We start from the raw sequence: 21990 nt of genomic DNA on the forward strand, positions 1-21990 counted from the left end.
CTCAGGCGGGCCGTGGGGCGTACATGATCACGGCGACGCCGACGAGGCACACGAGCGCACCGACGACGTCGTAGCGGTCCGGGCGGAAGCCGTCGACGGCCATGCCCCACGCCAGCGACCCGGCCACGAACACCCCGCCGTACGCCGCCAGGATCCGCCCGAAGTTGGCGTCCGGCTGCAGCGTGGCGACCAGGCCGTAGAGGCCGAGTGCCACGAAGCCCGCCCCGATCCACAGCCAGCCGCGGTGCTCCCGCACGCCCTGCCACACCAGCCACGCCCCGCCGATCTCGGCGACTGCCGCAAGGGCGAAGAGCAGCAGCGACTTGGCGATCGTCATGGGGACGAGTCTCGCAGGACCCGTCGTCGTTCACCTCCCGGTCACCTCGCGTCCATGAGGCGCCTCTCATCCTGTTGTTAACGCGGACTCATGGCAGAACGGGATGTTGGTCGGACTCGGACGCAAAGGACCCTTGCATGAACAGCTCTGCAGCAACCCTGATGGTGATCGGCACCAACATCCTCGCCATCGGCACCCTCGCCTACGGCATCTACTTCCAGCGGCATCGTCGTCGCGACATGCTGATCGCCTACCTCGCGCTCGATGTCGGGGTCCTGGCGGTGACCCTGGTGCTCGCGTCGGCCAGCGTGGCGGCGGGGCTCGGTCTCGGTCTCTTCGGCGTGCTCTCGATCATCCGGCTCCGCTCGAACTCCCTCACGCAGGAAGAGGTGGCCTACTACTTCGCCTCGCTCGCACTGGGCCTCATCGCCGGACTGCGTCCCGACCCCTGGTGGGTCGCTCCCATGACCACCCTGCTCATCGTGGTCGTGATGTACGTCGCCGACCACCCGCGCATCTACGCCGGTTCCCGGCACCAGACCATCGTGCTCGATGCCGCCATCACCGACGAGACGGAGCTGCGCGAGCGCCTGGCCCGCCTGCTGGGCGCCGACGTCACGCGGGTGTTCGTGACGGAGACTGACCTGGTCCGCGATGTCACGGTCGTCGACGTCCGCTACACCGTCCGGCCGCAGGTCGTCGAGGGGGCGTACGACGTCCGGAGCGGACGCGTCGAGACCGAGGGGATGGCGCTCCGGTGAACGCGCTCGACGCCGTACGCGGTTCGGAGCACGTGCTCGAGGGCTGCTCCCTCCCCGACGTCCTTGCCGCTGCCGAGCTGCAGACCCGGGTGGACCGGAAGTACCTGCTCACCCCGGAAGCCTTCACAGACCTGGTCGCCAGCCTGCGCCTCTCGCACCGCGTGCTGGAGATCGGCGGCCTGCGGGCGTTCCGCTACGAGTCGGTCTACTTCGACACCCCCGATCTCGACTCCTACCTCGGCGCCGCGCGCGGACGACGGCGCAAGTTCAAGGTGCGCACCCGCACCTACCTCGACAGCGAAGCGTGCCTGCTCGAGGTCAAGCGCGCGGGCGGACGGGAGGAGACCGTCAAGGAGCGCATCGACCACCCGGTCGAGGAGCGGCACAGCCTCGATGCGGCTGGCCGCAGCTTCGTCGAGGAGCGGCTCGCCCTCTCCGGTGGCGGTGCCGAGGCCCTCGAGCCGACCCTCACCACGACCTATCGCCGGATGACCCTCGTCGACCTCGCGTCCGGCAGCAGGCTCACCTGCGACGCCGGTCTGGTCCTGACCGATCAGGGGGGACGGTCGCGAGGGATGGACGACCGGGTGCTGGTGGAGACCAAGGCGTCCGGCGCCGCGGGAGAGGCAGACCGGTTGCTGTGGCGCCGCGGCTTCCGACCGGTGCGGATCAGCAAGTACGCCGTCGGCATGGCGGCGCTGAACCCGCAGCTCCCGGCCAACCGCTGGCACCGGGTGCTGCGCGACCACTTCGGCAGCCGACAGGAGTCCCTCTCGTCCTGACCGGCCGGGTCCCTCACCCGGTCAGGACGTAGTCGATCCGGAGAGCCGGGAGCGCCCGCCTGCGGACCGTCGCAATCGGCGGCGGTCTCGTGGAGTAGGTGTGGCCGGTCGGGAGGGTGGTCGTCACGCTGCCGTCCGGCCCAGGTCTGGCCCGCCAGCGCGGTGCCTCCTTGGCGTAGTTGCAGGCCTCGCAGGCACCTTGGCCGTTGCGGCCCGACGTGGGTCCGCCGTCGTCGTGGCGGTGCACGTGGTCGGCGTGACGGATCGGGGCGTCGCACCACGGGGTGCGGCAGACCTGGTCGCGCAGCCGGATGAAGCGGGCCAAGCCGGCGGGGAACCGGCGTGCCCGTGCCCGGCTGTCCATGGCGACGAGCTCCCCGGTCGTGGGCGAGGCGTAGAGCCGACGCAACCAGACCTCGTCACCCGATGCCACCGCTCCTGCGACCACCTCGCGGGCGAGCTCGGCCGGGATGGGACCGAGGTCGGTGAGGTGGGCCGGCTCGTCGCTGGTGCCGAGGAGGGCGTCGTGCGGCATGACGAGGTTGAGGGTGACGCCGGGGCCACGGTCGGCGCTGTCACCGGTGACGCGGGCGACCAGCTCATCGGCCATCACCTGCCCCTTGGTCCGGGGATCACCCTGGGCGCGGGCGGTGTCGGCCTCGCGGGTGAGGGCGGCGTGGACCGCGACGCCGGACGCCACCGGGAGCAGCGCGGTGAGCCACACCATCGTGTCGGGCGCGGGACGGATCGAGACGCACCGCTCCGACTCGGCCTTGCGGCGCCGTGCGACCAGGGAGGCGGCGTCGAGCCGGGCTGCCTCGGCGGTGGCGGCCGCGACGACCTGGCGCTCGCTCATCGCCTCGATCGCGTCAGGGTCGGAGGCCAACGCCTCATCGACGGCAAGACGGTGCTCGAGGGAGAGGCACGCGGTCTCGCGGGCGATCACGGTCGCCCGCCACTCGGTGATGCGGCCTGCCCGCCATGCCGACCACGTGTGGGGCAGCTCGCGCTGGACGACCTGGGCCAGGCCGAGGTGCCGTCGACCGCGGTGCGGCGACTCCCGCCGCGCGATCGCCACCATGGACGCCACGCCCTGGCCGCGCCGGTCGGCAGGGATGCCGAGCACCTCGTGGTCGGCGGCGGTCGAGTCGGCGAGCTCCGCCGTCAGCGCCGTCTGCGCAGCGCTCACCGTGCAGGCGAGCTCCTCCAGCGCGCGGATGGCGTCGAGCCGGCCCGCGTCGTCGAGCCCGCTCGGGCCGTCGAGCGCCACCTGCAGCCCACGCCGCACGGCCGCGATCGCGGCTGCGGTGAGCGGCGGCTGGGTGGTGGGCATGCATCCACTCAACACGAGGGGTCCGACAGTCACAGAGGGGTTGTGGACAGAGTGAGTTCCCGGTTGTCCTACCGGCAGGATTGAGACGGGTTAGTTTGACGCGCTGATCTGGAAGCTGGTCCTGGCGTCCCAATGGCGCCTCAGAGGACCCGCTCATCAAGACCGAGGGGGAGCGTTGAGTCGGCTGGTTGCGTACTACGAGGAAGAGCCCGTCCCCACCAAGGGGGGTGTCGAGGTGGAGCAGATCGCCTACGTGCCGAGTGTTCCGATCCCTGCCTCCGACGGAGAGGTCAGGCCGAACGTCGTCTACGTTGTCGTGCCCAACCCAATGGGTACCTCGCTGCACGTTCCGTTCGCTGCCTTCGACGAGTGGTTCCTTCGTGATCGTTACGGCGAGGCGCTGCGCATCGTGAACACCCTCGGAGCCTCAAGCATCGAGTGCAAGACGTCCCGTGACTCCCGCAGGCGTTCCGGCGTGACCGCGACGGTCAAGGGGATCGGGGCCACGCTGCGCCGGAATCGCCACCAGACCAGCATGTTCGACTACTCGCACGTGGGCACGGGGAGTCAGCCGCGTGACCCTCGACCCCTCAAGTGGCCTGATGAGCCCGGATTCGGCGCAGCGGTCTCCAGCGTGCTCGACAACAAGGCCACGGCGGTGACCATCAACATCAGCAGCACGTCGCGTCATTCGGTGAACGGGAGCCTTGGCAAGAAGCTCGCCGGCATGGGCTTCGAGCTCGGGATCAGCAGCGAGAGCAGTGACGCCGTCTCGCTCCATATGGTGGCGAAGTTCCCCGAGCGCTCCCGCTGGCGCTGATCTCCCCCTCCCGACGGATCCGCCGGGTCGCGCGGCGCTCTACTCTCGCCCCATGTCCCGACCGACCCAGCGCACGCTCGACTGGTTCGGCGTCGATGACGTGTGGGAGCGTCCGCGGCCCGGCCTCGGGCGCCAGGACGTCGCACTGGCGGTGAGCGTCGCCGCGATCAGCCTGCTGGCCCTCGAGCTGGTGCGCAGCGCCGGTGGGCTCGAGCAGACCGATGTCCCGGTGTGGTCGCAATGGCTGGCCGTGGCGAGCGGAGCGGCGCTGCTGCTCGGTCGCCGGCGCTGGCCGCTGTCGGTGGCACTGCTCGCCGCTGGGCACATGTTCGTCGCCGGCGTCACGATGCCGCAGGTCATGGGCCAGGCCTCGCTGCAGATCGTCTACTTCCTCGCCCTGCTCTCCGGCGTCGCGTGGGCGCGCGACCGGCGCGCGATGGTCATCACCGTCAGCGTGATCGTGCTCTTCATGTTCGCCTGGATCGGCTGGCAGTTCGCGGTCGGCTCGGCGGCGCAGGAGTGGGTCGAGGAGGAGATGGGCACCGAGCGGATCGGCCTGTTCCCGCAGATCCCCGCCGCGGTCGCGATCACGCTCGTCGTCAACGCGATCTACTTCGGCGGTGCGATCGTCGGCGGGGGCGTCTCGTGGCGCGCAGCCCGACAGCGCCACCGGCTCCAGGAGCAGGCCACCACCATCGCCGGCCAGGCCGGCCGGCTGCGGGAGCAGGCCGTCCTCGACGAGCGGCTCCGCATCGCCCGCGAGCTGCACGACGTGGTCGCCCACGGCGTCTCCGCGATGGGCATCCAGGCCGGCGCTGCGCGACGGGTGCTCGACCGCGACCCCGACGCCGCGCGTACGGCTCTCGCCAACGTCGAGGAGGCCTCGCGCGACGCCGTCGCGCAGATGCGCGGCCTGCTCGGCACCCTGCGCGAGGGAGTGGGGGAGGAGGACGCGCGCGAGCCCGGCGAGGCGCGTACGACGGACGCGGGCGTCCGCGACCTTCCCGCCCTGGTCGCCGAGGTGCGCGAGGTGGGCCTCACGGTCTCCCTCGACGTGGTCGAGGCCCAGGAGGGCGCGGCCGCCCGGCTCCCGCGCGGGATCGGGCTGGCCGTCTTCCGCACGGTGCAGGAGGCGCTCACCAACGTGCGCCGCCACTCCACCGCCGACGCTGCGTCGGTGGTGGTGCGCATCGACGAGGCGGTGTCCTACGCCGAGGTGGAGGTCGTCGACAGCGGTCGCCCCCGCCACGGCACGTCCGGCAGCGGCCTGGGCCAGCTCGGCATCCGCGAGCGAGCCGCCACGCACGACGGTCAGGTCGACATCGGCCCGCGGGTCACCGGCGGCTACCGCGTCCGCGTGCGCTACCCGCTCGGGGCGCGCCCGTGACCGCGCCGCTGCGGGTCCTGCTCGTCGACGACCATGCCATGGTGCGCTCGGGGTTCGCGATGGTCCTCTCCGTCGAGGACGACATCGAGGTCGTGGGGGAGGCCGCCGACGGCCTCCAGGCCCTCGACCAGGCCCGAACGATGCGACCCGACGTGGTGCTCATGGACGTCCAGATGCCCCGCATGGACGGCATCGAGGCCACCCGGCACCTCGTCGCCGAGGACCTGGGCCACGTGGTGATCGTGACGACCTTCGACCGCGACGACTACCTCTTCGACGCCCTCGACGCGGGCGCGAGCGGCTTCCTGCTGAAGAACGCCGGGCCGGAGCAGCTCCTCGACGCCGTACGTGCTGCCGGACGCGGGCACGCGCTGCTCGCCCCCGAGGTGACGCGGCGCGTCATCGGGCAGAGGGCAGTGGGTCGCGTGGGCGTCGCTCGCACCGAGCCCGAGGAGCTGTCCCGCCTCACCGCCCGGGAGCGCGAGGTGCTCGTGCTGCTCGCCCGCGGGCTGTCCAACGGCGAGATCGCCGGCTCGCTGGTGCTGGGGGAGGCGACGGTGAAGACCCACGTGTCCAACGTGCTCGCCAAGCTCCACCTCCGCGACCGCGTGCAGGCCGTCGTCTACGCCTACGAGGCCGGCCTCGTCCTCGCGACGGAGGAGTGAGGACCCGAGGTTCAGTCGCGCGGGGGATCCGCGACGACGCCTCCCGCCCCTAGCGTCGGTGGCATGCTGGAGATCCGGGAGCTGACCAGGCGGTTCGGCGAGCACACTGCCGTCGACCGCGTCTCGTTCGAGGTGCCGGCCGGGCTGATGACCGGCTTCGTCGGAGGCAACGGCGCGGGCAAGACCACCACCATGCGGATGGTGATGGGCGTGCTCGGCATCGACGAGGGCGAGGTGCTGTGGCGTGGGCACGCCATCACCCGGCTGGACCGCCGCTCGTTCGGCTACATGCCGGAGGAGCGCGGGCTCTACCCCAAGCAGCCGATCCTCGACCAGCTCGTCTACGTCGCCCAGCTCAAGGGCATGGGCCGGGTCGAGGCGCGCACCGGGGTGCAGGAGCTGCTGGAACGCTTCGGCCTCGGCGAGCGGGGCAAGGACCACCTCGAGAAGCTCTCGCTGGGCAACCAGCAGCGGGTGCAGATCATCGCCTCGGTGCTGCCCCGGCCCGACGCACTGGTGCTCGACGAGCCCTTCTCCGGGCTCGACCCGCTGGCGGTCGACTCGATGGTCGACCTGCTGCGCGAGCACACCCGCGACGGGGTGCCGGTCCTGTTCTCCAGCCACCAGCTCGACCTGGTCGAGCGCCTGTGCGACCGCCTGGTCGTGCTGGCCCATGGACGCCGGGTCGCCGCCGGGACGGTGACGGAGCTGCGCGACGCGGGGGTGCCGCGCTTCCGTCTCGTCCTCGGCGGCGACGCCGGTTGGGTCCGCGACCAACGCGGGCTCGACGTCCTCGACCTCGACGGTGCCTCCGCGCTCGTCGAGGTGCGCGAGGACGGAGCCGAGCAGCACCTCGTCGCCGAGGCCACCCGCCGCGGCGACGTCCACGAGTTCGTCCGGGTCCGCCCGGCGCTCAGCGAGATCTACCGGGAGGCCACCGCATGAGCACGACCCACGACCGCGAGCGTGCCTGGCTGCTCGTGACCCGGCGCGAGGTCGTCTCGCGCATCACCGACAAGTCCTTCCTCATCGGCACCGTGCTGATGGTCGCCATGATCGTCGGCTTCATCGGCTTCACCGCATGGCAGGAGGAGCGGACCGACGAGGCCACCCTGGGGGCCACGCCCGAGGCGGTCGCGATGGCGCAGGCCGTCGCCGACACCGCACCCGAGGTGGACGACAAGCTCGAGGTGCGCCTCGTCGAGCTCGAGGACGACGCCGCGGCCCGCGCCGCGCTCGAGGCCGACGAGGTCGACGCCTGGCTCCACCCGGTCGACGGGGGGTGGCAGCTGACCTCGGAGTCCAGCGAGCAGGACTCGCTCACCGACGCCACCCGCGTCGTCGTACGCCAGCAGGTCCTGGCCGAGAACGCCTCCGGCGTCGGGACGACGGTCGAGGAGCTCGAGGCAGGCAGCACCGTCAGCACCGGCTTCCTGCGCGGCGACGCGGAGAAGGCAGCGGTCGCCGACGCGGTCGGGTTCGTCTTCGTGTTCCTCTTCTACTTCGCCGCGCTGGTCTTCGGCATGCAGCTGGCCTCGTCGGTGATCGAGGAGAAGCAGAGCCGCATCGTCGAGATCATCGCCGCCGCGATCCCGCTGCGGCACCTGCTGGCGGGAAAGATCCTGGGCAACACCGCACTGGCGCTGATCCAGCTGCTCGTCTACCTCGCCGTCGGCCTGGTCGGACTCACCTTCACGCCCTACAAGTCCTACGTCCCGGCCCTCTCCGGCCCGGCCGCGTGGTTCCTGGCGTTCTTCCTCGCCGGCTTCGTCGCGCTCGCCTGCCTGTGGGCGGTCGCCGGCTCGCTGGCCTCGCGCACCGAGGACCTCCAGGCCACCTCCACCCCGCTGACCATGCTGATGCTGGTGATGTTCTTCGGCGGCCTGTCGCTCGACGGTCGCGGCCAGGTCATCGCGTCGTTCGTCCCGCCGGTCTCCGCGGTGGTCATGCCGAAGCGGATCCTGGCCGGCGGCGTCGAGTGGTGGGAGCCCCTGGTGGCCCTCGGTCTCCTCGCAGCCTTCGCCCTCGTGACCGTCTGGCTGGGCGAGCGGCTCTACCGCCGGGCGCTGCTGCAGACCGGCGGCCGGGTGAGCCTGCGCCAGGCCTGGTCGACACCGGAGTAGTCGTCGGCCGGGGCCGGCTCAGAAGAGGTCGATCAGCGACGTGGTGCCTGCGACCACGGCCCAGAAGCGCAGGCCGCGCCCCAGCAGGCCGGTGACCATGAAGATCCAGAACGGCACCCGCAGCATGCCGGCCAGCACCGCCGTGACGGCGTACGGCGGGATACCGGTGCTGGCGGAGACGAAGAGCAGTCCCGCGGTGAACCAGGGTCGTCCCTCGGCACGTGCGTGCCACTTGTCGAGGGACGCCTTGGCCTTCGGCTTCTGCAGGTGCTTGTGCACCCAGGGGGCACGGTCGACGTGCATGCCGCCCCAGTACCAGAGGACCTTGCCGATCATCTGGCCCGCGGTCGCGGCCAGGACCAGGCCCCACGTCGCGGCCGGCGCCTGGCTGACGGCGACGGCGAGGATCGCCTCGATGTTGATCAGCGGGAGCAGGGCAGACCCGATCGAGGCGCCCAGCACGCTCCAGAAGAGCATCAGCCGCGTCCGTCCGGCACCGGCAGCCCGATCTGCAGGAGACGGTGCAGCGAGACGCACTTGAGCACGAGCAGCGCCGTGGCGATGGCGAGGCCGACCCACATCCAGCCGGTCACGAGCAGGAGCACGGCGAAGAGCGCGCTGTTGACCGCCTTGGCCGGCTTGGACCAGTTCCACAGCCAGGTGGGCCGGTCGATGACGAAGAAGTAGTTCGGGCTGCGCACCGGCCAGGCCAGGAAGGCGATGGAGAGGAAGAAGTCGACGACCATGAACTCGGCGAGGTAGACGAAGATCGCCGGCGACAGGTCGGGCTGGAGCCAGGCCAGGCCGATGTAGAAGGCGGCGGCGTTGAAGCGGTCGCACATGATGTCGAGCACGGCGCCGATGCGGGTCTCGCAGTCGCGCACCCGCGCATAGAAGCCGTCGAGCATGTCGCCGACCCAGTAGACGACGAGTGCGACCACCAGCAGCGTCAGGCTCTGCTCGTACGCCGCTGCGGCGGCGAGCACCACGGAGGCGACCGTGCGGACGCCGGTGATCACCGTCGCGCCGGTCAGCAGGCGCTCGTCGCGCACGCCGTAGCGGTCGTCGGGATCGGCGACAGGCTGCGCCTGCACCTTCCCTCGACCCCCGCTCCCCACGGTCGGGATGCTAGCGGGTCACCGCCACAGGTCCGGCCACGCGTGCCCGAGCTCGAGGACGAGCTCGCGCAGCAGGGGCAGGCTGACGCCCACCACGTTGTGGTGGTCACCCTCGATCCCGGCGATGAAGGCGCCGCCGACGCCGTCGATCGTGAAGGCCCCCGCGACGTGCAGCGGCTCGCCCGTGGCGACGTAGGCGTCGATCTCGTCGTCGCCCACGTCGGCGAAGTGGACGGTGGTGGACCCGGTTGCCGCCGCCACGCGACCGGAGGTCGTGTCGCGCAGGCAATGGCCGCTGTGGAGCACACCCGAGCGTCCCCGCATCGCCTGCCAGCGCCGCTTCGCCTCGTCCGGGTCGTGGGGCTTGCCGAGGGCCTCACCGTCGAGCTCGAGCACCGAGTCGCAGCCGAGGACGAGGGCGCTGGGCGGCACCTCGTCGCGCCCGACGACGGCGGCGCACTTCAGCTCGGCGAGCTGCAGCGCGAGCTCGGCCGGCGGGAGGTCGGCCAGCTGGGACTCGTCGACCCCGCTCACGACGACGATCGGGTCCAGGCCCGCAGCCTGCAGCGTCGTACGCCGTGCGGGGGACGCCGACGCCAGCACCAGCGGCACGACCGGACGGGTGCTCACAGCCGCTCCAGGGCGGCGCGCAGCGGGTCGAGTCCGAGCGAGCCCAGGTCGAGGGCGGCGCGGTGGAAGGCCTTGAGGTCGAAGTCGTCGCCCTGGCGCTGCTGCACGGCTGCGCGCGCCTCCAGCCAGATGCGCTCGCCGACCTTGTAGGACGGGGCCTGGCCGGGGAGGCCGAGGTAGCGCTTGACCTCGAACTGGATGACCTCGTCGTCCATCCGGCAGTGCAGCCGCATGAACTCCAGCCCGAGCTCGGGCGTCCAGGTCTCGCCGGGGTGGAAGGCGGTGCCGTCGGGACCGAGCCGGTTGTGCTCGGGGATCCTCAGCTCGAGGTGCATGCCGATGTCGACGATCACCCGCGCCGCCCGCAGCGACTGGCCGTCGAGCATGCCGAGGAGGTCGGCCGGGTCGTCGAGGAAGCCGAGCTCCTGCATCAGCCGCTCGGCGTACAGCGCCCAGCCCTCGCCGTGGCCGCTGCACCAGCACATGAGGCGCTGCCAGCGGTTGAGGGTGTCGCTGCGGTAGGCCGTCTGGGCGACCTGGAGGTGATGGCCCGGCACGCCCTCGTGGAAGACGGTGGTGACCTCGCGCCACGGGTGGAAGGCCTCGATGCCGTCGGGCACCGACCACCACATGCGGCCCGGGCGGGAGAAGTCCTCCGAGGGGCCGGTGTAGTAGATCCCGCCGTCGTTGGTGGGCGCGAGCATGCACTCGATGCGCCGGATCGGGGCGGGGATGTCGAAGTGCACGTCGGCCATCGCGGCGATGGTGCGGTCGGCGAGGTCCTGCATCCAGCCGCGGAAGGCGTCGCGGCCCTGCACCACCCGCTCGGGGTCGGTGTCGAGGTGGGCGACGACCGCGTCGACCCCGGCGCCCGGGAGGATCCGCTCGGCGGTCGCGTGCATCAGGTCCGAGAGCCGCTGGAGCTCCGCCCAGCCCCAGGCGTAGGTCTCGTCGAGGTCGACCTCGGCGCCGAGGAAGTAGCGGCTGGCCAGGGCGTAGACCTCGCGGCCCACGCCCTCGCGGTCCTTGCCCTGCGGCTCGAGCTCGTCGCTGAGGAAGAGGCCGAAGGCGGCGGTCGCGGCGCTCGCGGCCGCAGCCAGGCGGCGCAGCTCGTCGCGGTTGCCGCCGTCGAGGCGCTCGACGAGGCCGAGGTAGAAGTCGCCCGCGTCCCCGGTCTGCCCGGTCCAGCGGCGCACCTGCTCGGCCACCTCGGCGTACTGGCGCGCGGCGACGACGTGGCCCTTGCGTGCCTCGTCGGACAGGGTGACGCGCAGCCCCTCGAGCGCGGTCGGCACGGCGGCAAGGCGGGACGCGATCGCTGCGACGGCCTCCTCGCCCTCGGTCGGCATGAGGTCGAAGACGCCGCGGATCTCGTGCAGCGGGCTCCACAGCACCGACATGCGCGAGCGGTTGACGCCGGCCTCCTCGAGCTCGATCTCGAGCCGGGTGCGCTCGAGGAAGGCGTCGCGAGCCGCGGCCTCGCGGTCGTCGACCGGGGTGGCCGCCTCGACCGCCGCCACCGCAGCGCGGGCCAGCGCCTCGCGGGCGTCGAACCCGGCCGGGGAGTAGTCGGTCATCTCGTGCTCGTGACCGGCGACCCCGATCGAGGTGGCGGTGAGCGGGTCGAGGGCGCAGAAGTCGTCGACGTAGGCGTCGCAGAGGGCATCGATGGCACGTGGGCTCACGCGGCGACCCTAGCGTCGGGCCACGGCACGCGGCACCGGGCTCCGGACGACTGTGAGTCGCGGGTCGCTAGGTCGGGCCGCTGACTCCACTGTCGCCGAGAGGGCATGCGTGGCGGCACGGCTGCGGCGCACCGACCCACCCGCGTCGCTGCAGGACCGATGCCACCACTCCGGCGAGCCGGCACGCCTCGAGGACCTGTGCCCAGCCCGGCCGGAGCGTGACGTGGTCGTCCACAGCCGCATCGAGGTCCCGCTGCAGGTCGGCCCACCGGTCGACGGCATCGCGGTGACCGAATGCTCCATCGAGCTCGACCAGGGTGCGCTGGCATCCGTAGCGGACGTCGCGGTGCACCGCCCCGCTGGCCGCGTCCTGACGGAACTGTCGCTCGCCTTCAAGGAGACGTGGGCCCGCTCGACGTCGCGCAGGTAGCGCTGCTCGAGCACTGACCTGGTGCCGGTGCGGACGTCGTCGAGGACCTCGCGCAGCAGCGCCCGCCGAGGCAGGCGGGGCAGTCGTCGAGAACCTCGACGAGCCGTTCGGCGGTGGTGAGGCCCTGCTGGACCGCGTCGGACAGCAGTGCGATGGCGTCCGCCTCGGTGCGATCGCCGGCGGCCTTGAGCAGCGCGTAGTCGAACCTGGCCGGTGGCGGGCGCCGGTGGGGCTGCACCCACGATTCCCGGTCGCTCACCCGCTCGATCCTGACCCCCTCGGGCGGCTGGATCCGACGGTCCCGGTCGACGAGGACGTGGACCGGTCGATCCTGCCGCGGCGTGGACGAGCGGGGTCCCGGGTCATGCCGTGCGCGTCCAGGGCGGACTCGCGGTGCAGGGCGGCGGGTGCGCACGCCAGGACCGCGGCCCACTCCAGCTGGCGCCGCGTGGGCGTCCCCGAGTGGTCGACGTACACCCGGGGGTGGATCACCACCAGCTCGCCGCGGCTCAGCATCCGTCGTAGGTCGGTGCGTGATGCGCCCGATGGCGACCAGCTGGGTCCACGACACCACGCCGTGCTGCTCGCGCAGCAGCCGCGCGAGAGCGATCGCGTCGAGGTCGCTGGAAGCACGGCGGGGCATGTCCCGACCATGGCCGTCGGCGGTCCTCGGCCGCGACCCCAGCGACGCATCTGTGGATGAGTACGCGGCGTCAGTGGAGCCCGGGGACGCTAGCTCCGTCGTACGGCTCCACGGTCGTACGACGTCAGCGCGGCAGGCCGCTCACGCGCCAGGCGCTCTCGCCGTGACGGTGGGTCTGCCGGACACTGCGGGCCGGGTGGCTCCATGCCGGCCGGGGCCGGCGCGGGGCCTCGGTGCCCCCCGCGGACACCGCGGAGAGCACCGCGACCAGCGCGGCGACCTCCTCGGGCGTCGCGTCGGGGTTGACCACCTCGAGCAGTGGACGCTGCTCGTCCCGGCCGCTCACAGGGGGATGTTCCCGTGCTTCTTGGGCGGCAGGGTCTCCCGCTTGGAGCGCAGCAGGCGCAGCGCGCGGACGACCTCGGTGCGGGTCTCGTGCGGGGTGATGACGGCGTCGACGTAGCCCCGCTCGGCGGCGATGTAGGGGTTGGCCAGCGTGGTCTCGTAGTCCTCGATGAGCTCCGCGCGCGTGGCCTCGACGTCGCCACCGGAGTCGGCGACCTTCTTGAGGGTCTTGCGGTGCAGGATGTTGGCCGCGCCCTGCGCACCCATGACCGCGATCTGGGCGGTGGGCCAGGCGAGGTTGATGTCGGCGCCGAGGTGCTTGGAGCCCATCACGTCGTAGGCGCCGCCGTAGGCCTTGCGAGTGATGATCGTGACGAGCGGGACGGTCGCCTCGGCGTAGGCGTAGATGAGCTTCGCGCCGCGGCGGATGATGCCGTCCCACTCCTGGTCGGTGCCCGGCAGGAAGCCCGGGACGTCGACGAAGGTCAGCACCGGCAGGTTGAAGGCGTCGCAGAAGCGCACGAAGCGCGCGGCCTTCTCCGAGGCGTCGATGTCGAGGGTGCCGGCGAACTGCATCGGCTGGTTGGCCACCACGCCGACCGAGCGCCCCTCGACACGGCCGAAGCCGACGATGATGTTGGGGGCGAACAGCTCCTGGACCTCGAGGAACTCCTCGTCGTCGAGCACGGCGGTGATCACGTCGTGCATGTCGTAGGGCTGGTTCGCGCCGTCGGGGATGATCGTGTCGAGCGACCGGTCGGTGTCGGTGACCTCCATGTCCGGGACCTCGTCGAGCTCCGGAGCAGGGTCGAGGTTGTTCTGCGGGAGGTAGGACAGCATCGCCTTGACGTAGTCGATGGCGTCCTCCTCGTCGGAGGCCATGTAGTGGGCGTTGCCCGACTTGGTGTTGTGGGTGCGCGCGCCGCCCAGGTCCTCCATCGTCACGTCCTCGCCGGTGACGGTCTTGATGACGTCGGGACCGGTGATGAACATCGCCGAGGTCTTGTCGACCATCACGGTGAAGTCGGTGACCGCGGGGGAGTAGACGTGGCCGCCGGCGCAGTTGCCCATGATCATGCTGATCTGCGGGATCACGCCGGAGGCGTGGACGTTGCGGCGGAAGATCTCGCCGTAGAGACCGAGGCTGACCACGCCCTCCTGGATGCGGGCGCCGGCACCCTCGTTGATGCCGATGATCGGGCAGCCGGTCTTCATCGCCAGGTCCATGACCTTGGTGATCTTCTCGCCGTAGACCTCGCCCAGCGAGCCGCCGAAGACGGTGAAGTCCTGGCTGAAGACGCACACCATGCGCCCGTCGACCTCGCCGTAGCCGGTCACCACGCCGTCGCCGTAGGGACGGTTCTTCTCCAGCCCGAACGCCGTGGAGCGGTGACGCGCGAGCTCGTCGAGCTCCACGAAGGTGCCCTCGTCGAAGAGCATCTCGATGCGCTCGCGGGCGGTCCTGCGCCCCTTGGCGTGCTGCTTCTCGATCGCCTTGGCCGACCCGGCGTGCACGGCCTCGTCGAGACGCCGCTCGAGGTCGGCGAGCTTGCCCGCGGTCGTGTGGATGTCGATGCCTGTCTCCTGCGAGGGGACGTCGGTGCCCTCACCCGGCTGTGCACTCACGCGATGGTCTCCTGGTCGGTCGCTGGTCAGGTCCATCGGGCAATCTAGTGCCATGAGCGACGCACCGGCACCGCGCCCACCCCTCGATCCTTCCCGGCTGCTGGTGCCGCACGGGTGGCGTGTGGAGGTGGAGGAGGCGACGCCGTCGACCAACGCCGCCGTCGCCGAGCGTGCCCGCGCGGGCGAGGAACCGGGCCTCGTGCTGGTCACCGAGCACCAGACGGCCGGCCGCGGCCGCCTGGACCGCGTCTGGGAGACCCCGCCCCGGTCGTCGCTGACCTTCTCGGTCCTGCTGGCCCCCGACGTGCCCCCCGGCTCGTGGTCGTGGCTGCCGCTCCTGACGGGGTACGCCGTCCAGGCCGCGCTCGCCGACCGGCTCCCCGACATCGCCCTCAAGTGGCCCAACGACGTGCTCGTGGACAGCGGCGCGGGCGCCGGACGCAAGGTCTGCGGCATCCTCGTCGAGCGGATCGAGACCGATCGCGGGCCGATGGCGGTGGTGGGGGTGGGCATCAACGTCGACCAGACGCTCGCCGAGCTGCCGGTCGCGCTCGCCACGTCGGTCGCGCTGGAGACCGGCGAGCCCGTCGAGCGCACCGGGCTCCTCGGGCAGGTGCTCGGCTCGATCCACGGCCTCCAGGGCCTGCTCGACGACACCGAGTCGCTGCGCCGGGCGTACGCCGACGTGTGCGTCACGCTGGGCGCGACGGTGGACGTCCACCTGCCGGCGGGCGACGTACGCCGCGGCGAGGCGCTCGACATCGACGCGGGCGGGGCGCTGGTCGTCGGGACGGACGAGGGCACCTTCACGGTGGCCGCCGGCGATGTCGTGCACGTGCGGCCTGCGTAGTGACATGATCGGCGCGTGGCCTTTCCGACCAAGCTCCTCAACGAGGGCGAGCACGTCGTCGTCTCGACCCGGACGCACCCGAAGGCGCTGATCGGCCCCGTCCTGGTGCTCCTGCTGCTCGTGGTGGGCATCATCGTCCTGAGCCGCTACACCGACTCCACGGTCATGGGCGCCATCGTCGGCGCCGCGTCGGTGGGCATCGTCTTCTGGTGGGTCCTGCGGCCGTTCGTGGACTGGCTGACCACGACCTACACCTTCACCAACCGCCGCTTCATCAAGCGCTCCGGCTTCATCGCCAAGGAGGGCCGCACGATCCCGCTCAACCGGATCAGCGGCGTCGACTTCGAGATCGGCGTGATCGACCGGATCTTCGGCTGCGGCACGCTCGTGGTCTCCGACGCCAGCACCGACGGCAGCGTCGAGCTCTCCGACATCCCCGACGTGGAGAAGGTCCAGCTCCAGGTCTCCCACGAGCTCCATCGCCTCGCCGGTGGTGACCGCCGCGACGATGGCGCCTGACCGCACCCCGCGGGGCGGACGCCCCGACCGGCCCCCAGGGGAGCAGCTCGACGACGCGATCCTGCGGAGCCACCCTGCCTTCAACGCCCTCGAGGTGGCCGCCGAGACCGGCATCACGATCGAGCAGACCCGGAGGCTGTGGCGCGCGCTGGGCTTTCCCGAGTTCGTCGGCGAGAAGGCCTACACGGCGGCCGACATCGAGGCCGTCTCCACCTTGATGAGCTTCGTCGACGCCGGGTCCGTGGACTTCGACATGGCCGTCAACCTGACCCGCGGCGTCGGGCAGACCATGGCCCGCCTCGCCGACTGGGAGGTCTCGACGCTCGTGAGCCGCGTCGAGGAGATGGAGGCCGGCGACGAGGCCACCGGCTCGCGCATCGGCTCGGCCCTGCGCCTGATCAACGACGTGAACCCGCCCTTCGAGCGGCTGCTGATCTATGCCTGGCGCCGCCACCTCGCCGCGGCCGTGGGTCGCATCGAGGCCATGGGCGCCAAGGACGAGGACCTGCACACCATCGACGTCAGCGTCGGCTTCGCCGACCTGGTGTCCTTCACCGCCCTGTCCAACACCCTCGACCGCGACGAGATCGGCGACCTGGTCGAGGTCTTCGAGAGCCGCTGCCAGGACGTGGTGGCGCGCTACGCCGGGCGCATCATCAAGAGCCTGGGCGACTCGGTGCTCTTCGTGACCAACGACGCCGAGGACGCGGTCGCGGTGGCCGAGGGGATCATCAACGTCATCGGCCGCGACCCCAAGATGCCCGACGTACGCCTCGGCCTGGCCAGCGGACCGGTGGTGCAGCGCCTCGGCGACATCTTCGGCCCACCGGTCAACATGGCCGCCCGGCTGACGCAGGTGGCGCGCCGCAACCGGCTCATCGTCGACCAGAACACCGCCGACCTGCTGCCGGCGACCGACTGGGAGAGCCGGCGCCTGCCGGCCCGCCCGGTGCGGGGCTTCGGGCTCGTCGAGCCGGTCGCCGTACGCCGCCGCTGACGCGCGGACGGCCCTGCCCGGTGGACTGGACCACCCGGGCAATTTCGGCCATACGGGCCCGCCGACAGGGGTGCCGTCCCTACCGTCGGCCCGTGTTGGCTGTGCAGGACGTACGACTGGATCCGACCACGCGGCAGGTGTGGCGGGGCGAGCGCGAGATCAGGCTCTCGCGCAAGGAGTTCCAGCTCCTCCATGCGCTGATGGCGCGCCCGGGCGACATCGTCACGCGCGGCGAGCTGATGGCGGACGTGTGGCAGACGTCGTTCTACACCAACTCCAAGACCATCGACGTCCACCTCGGCTGGCTGCGCCGCAAGCTCGACGACGACCCGCGCAACCCCACCCTGATCACCACGCACCGCGGACGCGGGCTGCGCTTCGAGACCGCCCAGGACACGGTCGCGAGCTGAGCGTCGGCAGTCCTTCTATAGGCTCGCCGTCGTGTCCTCGCCAGGTCAGCACCGTGCCCCCACGCTCGCCGTCATCGGGGGAGGCCAGCTGGCCCGGATGATGGCGCAACCCGCGATCGCGCTCGGGCTGCCGTTGCGGCTGCTCGCCGAGGCCGAGGGCGTCTCCGCCGCCCAGGTCATCCCCGACCAGCTCGTCGGCGACTACACCGACCTGCCGACCCTGCGCCGCGTCACCGAGGGCGCCAGCGTCGTCACCTTCGACCACGAGCACGTCCCCACCGACCACCTCCACGCACTCGAGGCCGACGGGGTCGCCGTACGCCCCGGCCCGGGCGCGCTGGTGCACGCCCAGGACAAGGCCGTCATGCGCCGGCGGCTCGCCGAGCTCGACGTGCCGTGCCCCCGCAACGCCGTGGTCACCTCGGTCGCCGACGTCGAGGCGTTCGGGCTGCCGTGCGTCCTCAAGACCACGCGGGGCGGCTACGACGGCAAGGGCGTGTGGGTGGTCCGCGCCCTCGACGAGGCGCAGGTCGCCTTCGACGCCGCGGCCGCGGCCGGCGTGGAGGTGCTGGCCGAGGAGCTCGTCGACTTCCGCCGCGAGCTCTCCGCCCTCGTCGCCCGCTCGCCCAGCGGGCAGGCGGCGGCCTACCCCGTCGTCGCCTCCACCCAGCTCGACGGCATCTGCCACGAGGTGATCGCCCCTGCGCCCGACCTGGAGCCCGCCCTGGCCGGTGAGGCGCAGGAGATCGCCCTGTGCGTCGCCGGTGCGCTCGACGTCACGGGCATCCTCGCCGTCGAGCTCTTCGAGACGACCGACGGCCGGATCCTGGTCAACGAGCTGGCGATGCGCCCCCACAACACCGGCCACTGGAGCCAGGACGGCGCCGTGACGTCCCAGTTCGAGAATCATCTCCGCGCCGTCATGGACCTCCCGCTGGGTTCGCCGGCCCCGCGCTCGCGCTGGACCGTGATGGTCAACATCCTCGGCGGACCCACCGACAGCGGCCATCTCTACGACGGTCTGCCCCACGCGATGGCCCGTGACCCGCACCTGCGGGTGCACTTCTACGGCAAGGACCTGCGACCGGGCCGCAAGGTCGGCCACGTCAATGCCTTCGGCGACGACCTCGACGACTGCCTCGAGCGCGCGCGGCACGCCGCCGCGTGGTTCCGCGGCGACCTCGGCAACGAAAGTGAGTGAGCAGATGGACGACACCGCCGCGACCCCGAAGGTCGCCATCGTCATGGGCTCGGACTCCGACTGGCCCGTCATGCAGGCCGCCGGGGAGGTCCTGAGCGAGCTCGGCATCGCCTGGGAGGCCGACGTCGTCTCCGCCCACCGGATGCCGACCGAGATGGTCGCGTGGGGCCAGCAGGCCCACACGCGCGGCCTGTCGGTCGTCATCGCCGGCGCCGGCGGAGCGGCCCACCTGCCGGGCATGCTGGCCTCGCTCACCCCGCTGCCGGTGATCGGCGTCCCGGTGCCGCTGAAGTACCTCGACGGCATGGACTCGCTGCTCTCGATCGTGCAGATGCCCGGCGGCATCCCGGTCGCGACCGTCGCGATCGGCAACGCCAAGAACGCCGGCATCCTCGCCGCCCGGATCCTGGGCACCAGCGACCCCGACCTCCAGCAGCGCCTCGTCGACTACCAGGCCGCGCTCGCCGACACCGCCCACGCCAAGGGCGACGTCGTACGCCGTGCGGCTGCCGGGGACACCCGGCGCGTGGGCTTCTAGTCCCGGTCCCGCACCCGCCCGCGCAGGGCCTTGGTGCCGGCGCGCTCCTTCTTCGCGCGCAGCCGCCGCTCCTTCGAGCCGCGCGTCGGCCGGGTCTTGCGCCGCGGCGGGGGTGGGGGAGCCAGTGCCTCACGGAGCATCTCGGCGAGGCGCTCGCGCGCGGCGACGCGGTTGCGGTGCTGCGAGCGGTGCTCGGAGGCCGCGATCGCGATCCGTCCGTCGGGCCAGCGCCGCAGCGCGCGCGTGCGCTGGGTGTCGGTGAGGGCCGTGGTGGAGGTGAGGTCCAGCTCGAGCTCGACGCGCGAGTCGGAGGTGTTGACCGACTGCCCGCCGGGCCCGGGTGAGCGGGAGAACCGCTCGACGAGGTCGGCGGCGGGCACGACCAGACCCTCGGGCAGGCCCGGGCCGGCCGGGACGTGGAGGTCGCGCATACCCCCATTATGGGATGGAGCAGAGTGTGGCTTGACGCCTCCAGCGCGAGCGAGCACCGTCTCCCTCATGGGGGACGCACGGGTCGGCATCGTCGGGGGCGGCATCCTCGGCGTCGCGATCGCGCGCGAGGTCGTACGACGTCGCCCGGGCACCGAGGTGGTGGTCCTCGAGAAGGAGGACCGCCTCGCCGCGCACCAGACCGGGCACAACTCCGGCGTCGTGCACGCGGGCATCTACTACAAGCCCGGCAGCCTCAAGGCCGAGCTGTGCACCCGCGGTCGCGGCCTGCTGCGCGACTTCTGCGCCGAGCACGCGATCCCCTACGTCGAGTGCGGCAAGCTCGTCGTGGCCGTCGACGCGGGCGAGATGAGTCGCTTCGACACCCTCGAGCGGACCGCCACGGACAACCGGGTGCCGGGCCTGCGCCGGCTGTCGCCGGAGGAGATCCGCGAGGTCGAGCCGCACGCCGTGGGGCTGGCCGCGCTCCACTCGCCGTCCACGGCGATCACCGACTACACCGCCATCACCCGGGCGCTGGGCGACGAGGTGGTCGCGGCCGGCGGACAGGTGCGCCTCGGCGCGCGCGTGGTCGACATCCGGCGCCGCGGCGACGGCGTCGTGGTCCGCGTCGAGGGCGACCCCGAGCCGCTCCACCTCGACCACGTCGTGGTGGCCGCCGGTCTCCAGGCCGACCGGGTCTCCTCGATGGTCGACGGCGAGCGGGGACCGGTGATCGTGCCGTTCCGCGGTGAGTACCTCGGCGTCAGCGAGGCCAAGCAGGACCTCGTGCGTGGCATGGTCTACCCCGTCCCGGACCCGCGCTACCCGTTCCTCGGGGTCCACTTCACCCGCCGCGTCGGCGGTGGGCTCGAGGTCGGGCCCAACGCCGTGCTGGCCACGCGCCGGGAGGGCTACCGCCGTCGCGACGTCTCGGCCCGCGACCTGCGCGACGTGCTGTCGTGGCCCGGCTCGTGGCGGCTGGCGCGCGCGCACTGGCGTACGGGCGTCGACGAGGTCGTCGGCTCGGCCTCGCAGCGCGCGTTCATGCGCTCGGCCTCGCGCTACGTGCCCGCGATCGGCGTCGACGACGTCTCCCGCGCCGGCAGCGGCGTGCGGGCGCAGGCGGTGGACCGCGACGGCAGCATGGTCGACGACTTCCGCATCACCCACGCCGACGGCGTGACGTGCGTGCGCAACGCTCCGTCGCCCGGTGCGACCTCGAGCCTGGCGATCGCGGCGCACGTCGTGGACGCCACCTGGCCGGGGGAGTCGCGTGGCCGGACGCAGGGGCAGCCGCTCGGCGCCTAGGGTCGGTGCCATGACCACGCGCTGGGGAATCGCCGCGACCGGCCGGATGGCCGCCGCCTTCACCTCCGACCTCGCCCTGCTCCCCGACGCGGAGGTCGCCTTCGTCGGCAGCCGCTCGCGGGAGTCGGCCGCCGACTTCGCCGGACGGTTCGGGGCCGGCGCCTCGGGCACGTACGCCGACCTCGTCGCGGCCGGTCGTGCCGGTGACGTCGACGTCGTCTACGTCGCGACACCGCACCCCCAGCACCACGCGCTGGCCCTCGCCGCGATCGAGGCGGGCACGCCGCTGCTGGTCGAGAAGGCTTTCACCGCCACCCTCGCCGGCGCCGAGGAGGTCGTCGCCGCGGCCCGCGCCGCCGAGGTCTTCTGCATGGAGGCGATGTGGACCCGCTTCCAGCCGGCGGTGGCGCACGTGCGGGAGCTGGTCGCGGCAGGCGAGATCGGCGACGTCGTGCTGGTGCAGGCCGACTTCGGCGCCCACCGCGCCTTCGACCCGGACAGCCGGCTCTTCGACCTGACCCTGGGCGGCGGCTCCGTGCTCGACCTCGGCGTCTACCCGATCTCGCTGGCCCAGCACCTGCTGGGCCGCCCGGACCGGGTCATCGCGACCGGCACCCTCTACCCCAACGGCGCGGACGCGTCCGCCGCGATCCACCTCGCGTGGGCCGACGGCCGCGCCGCGGCGCTGACCTGCTCGCTGGCCAGCTCGACGCCGGGCCGCGCGGTCATCGTCGGCACGGAGGGCTCCATCGAGCTCGAGCCGCCCTTCCACCACCCCGAGCGCGTCGTCGTACGCCGCAACGGGGAGGAGCCGAAGGCGATCGAGCGCCCGGCGACCGGGCGCGGCTACGTCCACCAGGCCGAGGAGGTGCAGCGCTGCCTCGCCGCCGGGCTCACCGAGAGCCCGGTCATGCCGCTCGCCGACACCCTCGACGTCCAGTGGGTGCTGGAGGAGTGCCTGGACCAGCTCGGTATCGCGATGTCCGAGGCGCCGGTCGAGCTGTGAGCACGTTCAGGACCCGGACGCCGGCCGGCCGCGGTGGAGCGCCC

The 21990-nt window shown here is 72.2% G+C and carries 26 protein-coding genes; 16 read left to right on the forward strand and 10 right to left on the reverse strand.

Annotated elements, in window-relative coordinates; genetic code table 11:
* Position 1: 1 nt before the first annotated feature.
* Complete coding sequence (locus CFI00_RS05535; protein WP_207084261.1) at positions 2-337, reverse strand: YnfA family protein; 336 nt, start codon at positions 335-337, stop codon at positions 2-4.
* A 137-nt stretch (positions 338-474) separates the two neighbouring features.
* Here CFI00_RS05535 and CFI00_RS05540 point away from each other — a divergent pair, with 137 nt between their 5' ends.
* Both CFI00_RS05540 and CFI00_RS05545 read left to right on the forward strand, forming a co-directional pair.
* Positions 475-1098, forward strand: a complete 624-nt coding sequence (locus CFI00_RS05540; RefSeq protein ID WP_242532698.1) for a DUF4956 domain-containing protein — start codon at positions 475-477, stop codon at positions 1096-1098.
* The gene (locus CFI00_RS05545; RefSeq protein WP_207084262.1) at positions 1095-1880 is read left to right on the forward strand and encodes a polyphosphate polymerase domain-containing protein; all 786 of its coding nucleotides are present in this window, start codon (positions 1095-1097) and stop codon (positions 1878-1880) included. The genes CFI00_RS05540 and CFI00_RS05545 overlap by 4 nt, the downstream gene beginning before the upstream one ends.
* A 13-nt stretch (positions 1881-1893) precedes the next feature.
* Here the strand turns inward: CFI00_RS05545 and CFI00_RS05550 are convergent, their stop codons facing one another.
* The gene (locus CFI00_RS05550; protein ID WP_207084263.1) at positions 1894-3213 is read right to left on the reverse strand and encodes a DUF222 domain-containing protein; all 1320 of its coding nucleotides are present in this window, start codon (positions 3211-3213) and stop codon (positions 1894-1896) included.
* Between the two features lie 235 nt (positions 3214-3448).
* Between CFI00_RS05550 and CFI00_RS05555 the strand changes: the two genes are divergently transcribed.
* The 5 genes from CFI00_RS05555 (at position 3449) to CFI00_RS05575 (ending at position 8208) form a co-directional block, all read left to right on the forward strand.
* The gene (locus CFI00_RS05555) at positions 3449-4033 is read left to right on the forward strand and encodes a hypothetical protein (RefSeq protein ID WP_207084264.1); all 585 of its coding nucleotides are present in this window, start codon (positions 3449-3451) and stop codon (positions 4031-4033) included.
* Positions 4034-4085: 52 nt separating this feature from the next.
* The gene (locus tag CFI00_RS05560; protein ID WP_207084265.1) at positions 4086-5420 is read left to right on the forward strand and encodes a sensor histidine kinase; all 1335 of its coding nucleotides are present in this window, start codon (positions 4086-4088) and stop codon (positions 5418-5420) included.
* Positions 5417-6085, forward strand: coding sequence for a response regulator transcription factor (locus CFI00_RS05565; protein WP_207084266.1), 669 nt, complete (start codon positions 5417-5419; stop codon positions 6083-6085). Before CFI00_RS05560 ends, CFI00_RS05565 begins: the two co-directional genes overlap by 4 nt.
* A gap of 63 nt (positions 6086-6148) precedes the next feature.
* Entirely contained in the window at positions 6149-7030 is an 882-nt protein-coding gene (locus tag CFI00_RS05570; RefSeq protein ID WP_207084267.1) for an ATP-binding cassette domain-containing protein, read from the forward strand.
* The gene (locus tag CFI00_RS05575) at positions 7027-8208 is read left to right on the forward strand and encodes an ABC transporter permease (RefSeq protein WP_207084268.1); all 1182 of its coding nucleotides are present in this window, start codon (positions 7027-7029) and stop codon (positions 8206-8208) included. The genes CFI00_RS05570 and CFI00_RS05575 overlap by 4 nt, the downstream gene beginning before the upstream one ends.
* A gap of 18 nt (positions 8209-8226) precedes the next feature.
* On the opposite strand, the gene CFI00_RS05580 is transcribed toward CFI00_RS05575, so the two are convergent.
* Genes CFI00_RS05580 through CFI00_RS05595 form a run of 4 tightly spaced genes read right to left on the reverse strand, consistent with a single transcriptional unit; the run spans position 8227 to position 11641 of the window.
* A complete protein-coding gene (locus CFI00_RS05580; protein WP_207084269.1) occupies positions 8227-8685 on the reverse strand; it encodes a VTT domain-containing protein in 459 nt (152 codons plus the stop codon).
* The gene (locus CFI00_RS05585; protein ID WP_242532699.1) at positions 8685-9326 is read right to left on the reverse strand and encodes a CDP-alcohol phosphatidyltransferase family protein; all 642 of its coding nucleotides are present in this window, start codon (positions 9324-9326) and stop codon (positions 8685-8687) included. The genes CFI00_RS05580 and CFI00_RS05585 overlap by 1 nt, the downstream gene beginning before the upstream one ends.
* An 18-nt stretch (positions 9327-9344) precedes the next feature.
* The gene (locus tag CFI00_RS05590; RefSeq protein WP_242532700.1) at positions 9345-9956 is read right to left on the reverse strand and encodes a nucleoside triphosphate pyrophosphatase; all 612 of its coding nucleotides are present in this window, start codon (positions 9954-9956) and stop codon (positions 9345-9347) included.
* Positions 9953-11641: a DUF885 domain-containing protein gene (locus CFI00_RS05595; RefSeq protein ID WP_207084270.1), complete on the reverse strand. Its 1689-nt coding sequence runs from the start codon at positions 11639-11641 to the stop codon at positions 9953-9955. The genes CFI00_RS05590 and CFI00_RS05595 overlap by 4 nt, the downstream gene beginning before the upstream one ends.
* A 109-nt stretch (positions 11642-11750) precedes the next feature.
* On the opposite strand from CFI00_RS05595, the gene CFI00_RS05600 reads away from it, so the two are divergent.
* Complete coding sequence (locus CFI00_RS05600) at positions 11751-12071, forward strand: hypothetical protein (RefSeq protein WP_207084271.1); 321 nt, start codon at positions 11751-11753, stop codon at positions 12069-12071.
* On the opposite strand, the gene CFI00_RS05605 is transcribed toward CFI00_RS05600, so the two are convergent.
* From CFI00_RS05605 to CFI00_RS05615, 3 genes are all read right to left on the reverse strand, one after another.
* Positions 12034-12330 (reverse strand): hypothetical protein, encoded by a 297-nt coding sequence (locus CFI00_RS05605; protein WP_207084272.1) that lies wholly within the window; start codon positions 12328-12330, stop codon positions 12034-12036. The genes CFI00_RS05600 and CFI00_RS05605 overlap by 38 nt on opposite strands.
* A gap of 508 nt (positions 12331-12838) precedes the next feature.
* The gene (locus CFI00_RS05610) at positions 12839-13060 is read right to left on the reverse strand and encodes an acyl-CoA carboxylase subunit epsilon (protein WP_207084273.1); all 222 of its coding nucleotides are present in this window, start codon (positions 13058-13060) and stop codon (positions 12839-12841) included.
* A complete protein-coding gene (locus CFI00_RS05615; RefSeq protein WP_242532843.1) occupies positions 13057-14634 on the reverse strand; it encodes an acyl-CoA carboxylase subunit beta in 1578 nt (525 codons plus the stop codon). Before CFI00_RS05615 ends, CFI00_RS05610 begins: the two co-directional genes overlap by 4 nt.
* 103 nt (positions 14635-14737) lie before the next feature.
* Here CFI00_RS05615 and CFI00_RS05620 point away from each other — a divergent pair, with 103 nt between their 5' ends.
* The 6 genes from CFI00_RS05620 to purE all read left to right on the forward strand — a co-directional run bounded on the left by CFI00_RS05620 (position 14738) and on the right by purE (position 19200).
* Positions 14738-15535, forward strand: coding sequence for a biotin--[acetyl-CoA-carboxylase] ligase (locus CFI00_RS05620; protein WP_207084275.1), 798 nt, complete (start codon positions 14738-14740; stop codon positions 15533-15535).
* A gap of 15 nt (positions 15536-15550) precedes the next feature.
* On the forward strand, positions 15551-16054 hold the full coding sequence (locus CFI00_RS05625) for a PH domain-containing protein (protein WP_207084276.1): 504 nt from the start codon (positions 15551-15553) through the stop codon (positions 16052-16054).
* Complete coding sequence (locus CFI00_RS05630) at positions 16029-17051, forward strand: adenylate/guanylate cyclase domain-containing protein (protein WP_242532701.1); 1023 nt, start codon at positions 16029-16031, stop codon at positions 17049-17051. The genes CFI00_RS05625 and CFI00_RS05630 overlap by 26 nt, the downstream gene beginning before the upstream one ends.
* A 92-nt stretch (positions 17052-17143) precedes the next feature.
* Positions 17144-17461, forward strand: coding sequence for a winged helix-turn-helix domain-containing protein (locus CFI00_RS05635; RefSeq protein WP_207084277.1), 318 nt, complete (start codon positions 17144-17146; stop codon positions 17459-17461).
* Between the two features lie 31 nt (positions 17462-17492).
* Positions 17493-18662, forward strand: coding sequence for a 5-(carboxyamino)imidazole ribonucleotide synthase (locus tag CFI00_RS05640; protein ID WP_207084278.1), 1170 nt, complete (start codon positions 17493-17495; stop codon positions 18660-18662).
* A 4-nt stretch (positions 18663-18666) separates the two neighbouring features.
* Positions 18667-19200 carry a 5-(carboxyamino)imidazole ribonucleotide mutase gene (gene purE, locus CFI00_RS05645; protein WP_207085392.1) on the forward strand — a complete coding sequence of 178 codons (534 nt, stop codon included), beginning with the start codon at positions 18667-18669 and terminating at the stop codon, positions 19198-19200.
* Here the strand turns inward: purE and arfB are convergent.
* The gene (gene arfB / locus CFI00_RS05650; RefSeq protein ID WP_207084279.1) at positions 19197-19631 is read right to left on the reverse strand and encodes an alternative ribosome rescue aminoacyl-tRNA hydrolase ArfB; all 435 of its coding nucleotides are present in this window, start codon (positions 19629-19631) and stop codon (positions 19197-19199) included. The genes purE and arfB overlap by 4 nt on opposite strands.
* Positions 19632-19698: 67 nt before the next feature.
* Here arfB and lhgO point away from each other — a divergent pair, with 67 nt between their 5' ends.
* Both lhgO and CFI00_RS05660 read left to right on the forward strand, forming a co-directional pair.
* Positions 19699-20940, forward strand: coding sequence for an L-2-hydroxyglutarate oxidase (gene lhgO, locus CFI00_RS05655; protein WP_207084280.1), 1242 nt, complete (start codon positions 19699-19701; stop codon positions 20938-20940).
* Positions 20941-20950: 10 nt separating this feature from the next.
* Positions 20951-21946 carry a Gfo/Idh/MocA family oxidoreductase gene (locus CFI00_RS05660; protein ID WP_207084281.1) on the forward strand — a complete coding sequence of 332 codons (996 nt, stop codon included), beginning with the start codon at positions 20951-20953 and terminating at the stop codon, positions 21944-21946.
* The last annotated feature ends 44 nt before the right edge of the window (positions 21947-21990 follow it).

Origin of the sequence: Nocardioides sp. S5 (genome assembly GCF_017310035.1) — a bacterium.
Classification (GTDB): Bacteria; Actinomycetota; Actinomycetes; order Propionibacteriales; family Nocardioidaceae; genus Nocardioides.

Bases quoted from the DNA above. Each gene is read 5' to 3' on its own strand.
- CFI00_RS05535 (WP_207084261.1), bottom strand. From the start codon at position 337: ATGACGATCGCCAAGTCGCTGCTGCTCTTCGCCCTTGCGGCAGTCGCC.
- CFI00_RS05540 (WP_242532698.1), top strand. From the start codon at position 475: ATGAACAGCTCTGCAGCAACCCTGATGGTGATCGGCACCAACATCCTC.
- CFI00_RS05550 (WP_207084263.1), bottom strand. From the start codon at position 3,213: ATGCCCACCACCCAGCCGCCGCTCACCGCAGCCGCGATCGCGGCCGTG.
- CFI00_RS05560 (WP_207084265.1), top strand. From the start codon at position 4,086: ATGTCCCGACCGACCCAGCGCACGCTCGACTGGTTCGGCGTCGATGAC.
- CFI00_RS05570 (WP_207084267.1), top strand. From the start codon at position 6,149: ATGCTGGAGATCCGGGAGCTGACCAGGCGGTTCGGCGAGCACACTGCC.
- CFI00_RS05575 (WP_207084268.1), top strand. From the start codon at position 7,027: ATGAGCACGACCCACGACCGCGAGCGTGCCTGGCTGCTCGTGACCCGG.
- CFI00_RS05580 (WP_207084269.1), bottom strand. From the start codon at position 8,685: ATGCTCTTCTGGAGCGTGCTGGGCGCCTCGATCGGGTCTGCCCTGCTC.
- CFI00_RS05620 (WP_207084275.1), top strand. From the start codon at position 14,738: ATGAGCGACGCACCGGCACCGCGCCCACCCCTCGATCCTTCCCGGCTG.
- purE (WP_207085392.1), top strand. From the start codon at position 18,667: ATGGACGACACCGCCGCGACCCCGAAGGTCGCCATCGTCATGGGCTCG.
- arfB (WP_207084279.1), bottom strand. From the start codon at position 19,631: ATGCGCGACCTCCACGTCCCGGCCGGCCCGGGCCTGCCCGAGGGTCTG.
- lhgO (WP_207084280.1), top strand. From the start codon at position 19,699: ATGGGGGACGCACGGGTCGGCATCGTCGGGGGCGGCATCCTCGGCGTC.
- CFI00_RS05660 (WP_207084281.1), top strand. From the start codon at position 20,951: ATGACCACGCGCTGGGGAATCGCCGCGACCGGCCGGATGGCCGCCGCC.